Annotated in this window: 4 protein-coding genes and 1 pseudogene; 3 read left to right on the top strand and 2 right to left on the bottom strand. The window is 71.7% G+C overall.

The genetic code is table 11. The features are described from left to right. Together DQW85_RS26510 and DQW85_RS26515 are read right to left on the bottom strand one after the other, a co-directional pair. A partial coding sequence (locus tag DQW85_RS26510; RefSeq protein WP_162795398.1) for a hypothetical protein occupies nt 1–245 on the bottom strand: 245 nt, incomplete at its 3' end. A gap of 82 nt (nt 246–327) precedes the next feature. Beyond that, a complete protein-coding gene (locus tag DQW85_RS26515) occupies nt 328–2,265 on the bottom strand; it encodes a hypothetical protein (RefSeq protein WP_240197439.1) in 1,938 nt (645 codons plus the stop codon). A gap of 164 nt (nt 2,266–2,429) precedes the next feature. Here DQW85_RS26515 and DQW85_RS26520 point away from each other — a divergent pair, with 164 nt between their 5' ends. From DQW85_RS26520 to DQW85_RS46075, 3 genes and pseudogenes are all read left to right on the top strand, one after another. Then, nucleotides 2,430–3,086, top strand: coding sequence for a hypothetical protein (locus DQW85_RS26520; protein WP_113702656.1), 657 nt, complete (start codon nt 2,430–2,432; stop codon nt 3,084–3,086). Next, a complete protein-coding gene (locus tag DQW85_RS26525; RefSeq protein ID WP_113702657.1) occupies nt 3,083–3,733 on the top strand; it encodes a hypothetical protein in 651 nt (216 codons plus the stop codon). The genes DQW85_RS26520 and DQW85_RS26525 overlap by 4 nt, the downstream gene beginning before the upstream one ends. 7 nt (nt 3,734–3,740) lie before the next feature. After that, nucleotides 3,741–4,065: pseudogene (locus tag DQW85_RS46075) on the top strand (hypothetical protein); the annotation flags it as partial.

Consider the following 4,065-nt stretch of genomic DNA (forward strand, 5'->3'; position numbering starts at 1 on the left):
GGCGCGTCAGGCGCCCGTCGCGGCTGGCGCGGGGGCGACAGCGGCCCCGCGTTCGTGATCAGCTCAAGGGGCGCGCCGGCGCCGCGCGACAGCCAGCCGATGGCGAACGGACGGTCCCGCTGCGCGGCGGACAGCACGGCGGGCAGCACGGTGACGAAGTCCCATTCCGCGGACGAGCTTCGCGAGGGCGCGGCGATGGACTGGATCCGGTACCAGGGCCCGCTCAGCGAGACACTCGGCTGCATTTCATCCCCCCACAGACGGTTCTTTAGTAAAGTCCGCCGACCGCCCGCCCGTCACCTTGACATTGACCATGTCATTGCTCGGTCATGGCCGGTCCTTGCGCCAGTCCAGGCGGGGCGGTGGCGGGCCGAGGTTGGGCGGAGGGTCGTCGCCCGCGTCACGCCCGGCGTGACCGTCGGGGGAGAGCACGGCGTCGCGTACGTCCTCCAGCTCGCCGAGGGTGGTCTTGGGGAAGGTGAGGATCGCCGGGTTGGCGTCGGCCAGGCGCACCCGCCTGCCCTGGGCGGTGGCGTCGGTGACGATCACGGACGTGGTGGGCAGTTGCTGGAGCTGGTGCGGCTCGACGAGGAACTCGCGGGAACGCTGCAGCACCCGCTCCTTCTCGCCGATCTTGTTGGCGGTCCTCCCCCACTCGGTCGACTCGGTGATGTCCCCGGCGAGGTCGGTGTGGCTCTCGTCGTGCTCCTGCTCCCTGCCCTCCAGCTCGGAGATCGTGGAGGTGTAGCCGCCGTCGAGCCCGGGGAGCGAGTCGCTGATCGTCTCGGTGAGCTGGGCGAGCTCCAGACGGTGCTCGGTGCCCACGTGCTCGCTGGCGACCCGGGCGTCCTCGGCGTTGCCGAGCCGCATGAACGCCACCGCCGCGTGCCCCCTGCCCAGGCGCTCGCGGACGGTCGGGGTGAGCGACCGGTACGTCAGGACCAGCCCCGTACGGGAGGTCTCGCAGGCGTCCATGAGCCGGTCGAGCACGTCGCCGCGGAGCTTGTCGGCGCCCGCCACGATGATCGTGTGGTACCAGGGCCGGTCGGAGGCGGGCGACTGGCGCAGGATGTGGGTGAGCGCGGTGGCCACGTACGTGCCGAGCACCCGGTTGCCGAACACGCCGGCCTGCCGGTCCATGCTCACCACCCGGAGCCGGGCGGGCGGCAGCCGCACGGCCTGCGTGCCGAGCGTCTCCAGCTTGCGCAGCTGCGACTCCAGCGCCCAGGCCCGCTCGATCACGACGCGATCGCTCACCCCGCGCCCGAACAGCGTGCCGATGCGCTCCAGCTGCGTCGCCGTGATCAGCCCGTACCTGAGGTCGTCGCGCGGGTCGCCGACCTGGGCCAGCGCCCGCAGCGCGGCGGTGACCTGGCTGATCGTGGCGTTCTCGCCGAGCACTTCGAGAACCCGCTCCAGGATGGCGTTGTCGAAGCTGAGGTCGCGGGTGGTGCGGTGCTCCTCGCTGACGCTCACCACGTGGGCGAGCACGTCGGCGAACGCCTCGGGCTTGAGCGTGGCGCCCAGGTCGAGCCTCGGCAGGTCCACGGGCAGCACCCAGACCAGCGGGTCGTCGCCGCCCCTGCGGGCGAGCTCGATGAGGTCCTTGGCGATCGCGCCCTCGGAGAGGTCGAGCACGGTCAGGTGGCCGCCGCTGTAGAGGCGGGTGGCGCCCAGTAGCGTGACCAGCGCCGACCAGCCGGGCAGGGTGCCGCCGGCCACGTCGATGCGGTCGATCTCGTCGGGTACGGCCACGGCGTACCAGGTGAGCTGGCGGTCGTGGCGGTCTTTTACCTCCTGCCACTCGCGGTAGCGCTGCGCGTGCTCCTCCTGCGCGCGGAACAGCTCTTTGTCACGTTCCTGGCGCTGCCGGTCGTCGCGGGCCCGCTGCTCCTGGATCCGGTAGCGGACCGCCCTGTCGCCCTGCACCAACGCGTAGCTGCAGATGAGCGCCACGCCACCGGCCGCGACCAGCCCGAGCAGCGCGAACGACCAGTCGAGGTAGCCGGCCAGGGCCAGGACCAGGAGCAGCACCGCCAGCACCAGCATGAACAGCCGGACGGTCCGCACCGGACGGTTGAGCATGTCCTCCTGCAGGCGCTCGCGGCGCACCAGGTCGGGATCGGGCTCGGCGGCCGGCGTCTCCTGCGCCGGGGAGGGGCGTTTGGGCGGGGGGCCGGGGTCGGGGTGTAACAGCATGTACTGCCAGCCCAGGTAGATGCGGTCCGCCTGGAGCTGCGCATGCTCGGGATGCACGTCCACCACGTGACCCTCCGGCCGCGATATGTCGTTAGTAGGGCCTGAATCCCTCCGCTCCGTGACAGCGTATGAGCTACGCCCCTGCCGCGGCAGAGTTCTCGGCAATTACACCAGCCGGATGGGAGGTTTGAGGCGGATGGTGCAACTGTCACCTATTACCATCCTTACCCATGACCGATCCCTCCGGCAGCGACAAGCCCAGGCGTCCGGTAGTGGTGCCCGCCCTGGCCCTGCTGGCGGTCACGGCGCTCGGGATCACGAGCCTGCTGGGAGGCCTGAACGAGGCTCCGGACGCGCCACCCGGCCTCGGCAAGGGCGCGCTCCTCGACCAGGGCCGCTACTCCACCCGCTTCGTCGGGTCGCGGGTTCGGGTGGAGCCCGCCACGTCGCAGTTGGGGGAGGATCGCAGGTTCGTGGAGCTGGTCTTCGAGGTGACCAACCGCGGGGACGAGACCACGCCCGTCGGCCTGCCGCCCAGCCGCCCGGAGCACGCCGCGTTCGGCGCGACGTTCGCGAGCTCACTGGTGAAGATCTCCCCCGCGTTCCCCCCTGACTCCGGGCCGTTCGTCTTCGCCGTGGCCAAGGGAGGCGAGACCGGCCAGCTCCACCCGGGGGTGAGAAGCACGGTGATCGTCCGCTACCGCCTCAAGGACGGCGAGCAGCCGCCGGACAAGGTGACCCTGGACGTCTCGGAGTTCGAGTACACCGCCGGGTTCAACGACACGTCCGAACGCTGGCAGAAGGTCACCGCGGAGGAGGACGGCAAGCTCGTCCCCGAGATCAAGGCGCGGGTGACGCTTCCCGTCGAGGGAGGTGCCTCGGCATGACCGCCACCCAGCAGGTGTCCGCGGAGACCCCCGTGCGGCGCGGCAGGAGGCCCGCCCGCGGGCGGCGCGACGGCTCGCGCGCCCTCAACGCCGTGCTCGGCCTGCTGCTGGCCGGAGGCGCCGTCGGGGTGCAGACGCTCGCGCTGTCCGAGAACGACTACAAGGCCCCGCTGACCTACGTGGGCCACAAGGGCCAGGTCGTGGACGCGCTGCGCTTCACCGTGCGGCTCGACTCGTTCTCGACGGCCAGGGCGATCCAGACGAGCAGCACCAAGACCATCGAGACCGACCAGGTGTTCCTGGTCGTGCGGGCGTCCGCCAAGTCCAGCCTCAAGCCCTACCACCTGGCCCAGCCGGTGCTGCTGGACGGCGAGGGGCGGCGGTTCTCCGCCACGGACCGGATCGACAGCGGCCTGACGCTGGCCGCCAAGTGGGCGCAGCCCGGCATCTGGGTCGCCGGCCCGTTCTTCTTCGAGGTCCCCGCCTCGGCGCTGGCCGGCGCCAGGGTGGTGTTCGCCCCGCCCGCCTCGGCTCTGCCGGTCGAGCCGTACGCGCCTGAGGTGGAGATCGACCTGGGCCTGGACGAGGAGGCCGCGCGAAGGCTCGCCGGCACGCCGCAGGCCGTCTACTCCCTCATCAAGAATTGATCGGGCCATGAGCACAGAGGACCGCGACTGGTTCGCGCCGAAGAACAACCCGAAGAACAATCCGAAGAGCAACCCGAGGAACGACCAGCCGGCCGCGTCCCAGCCGTCCAGATCGCCCGTCCGGCGGCCAAGCCCGCCGCCCTCCCGTTCCCCGCGACAGCGGTCCTATCCGGACCAGCAGGTCTGGCCGCCGGCGCCGCAGGAGTCCCGGGAAGGCGTCACGCAGCCCATGCCCGCGGTGCGGGCATCGGCCACTCCGCTGCCACGGCGCACCCCACCCGGTGGTGCTGCCGCGCCCCCGCACCTGCCACCGTCGCAGGAGCCCCCGCCCC

This window comes from Nonomuraea lactucae (genome assembly GCF_003313395.1).
In the GTDB taxonomy this organism is placed as follows: Bacteria; Actinomycetota; Actinomycetes; order Streptosporangiales; family Streptosporangiaceae; genus Nonomuraea; species Nonomuraea lactucae.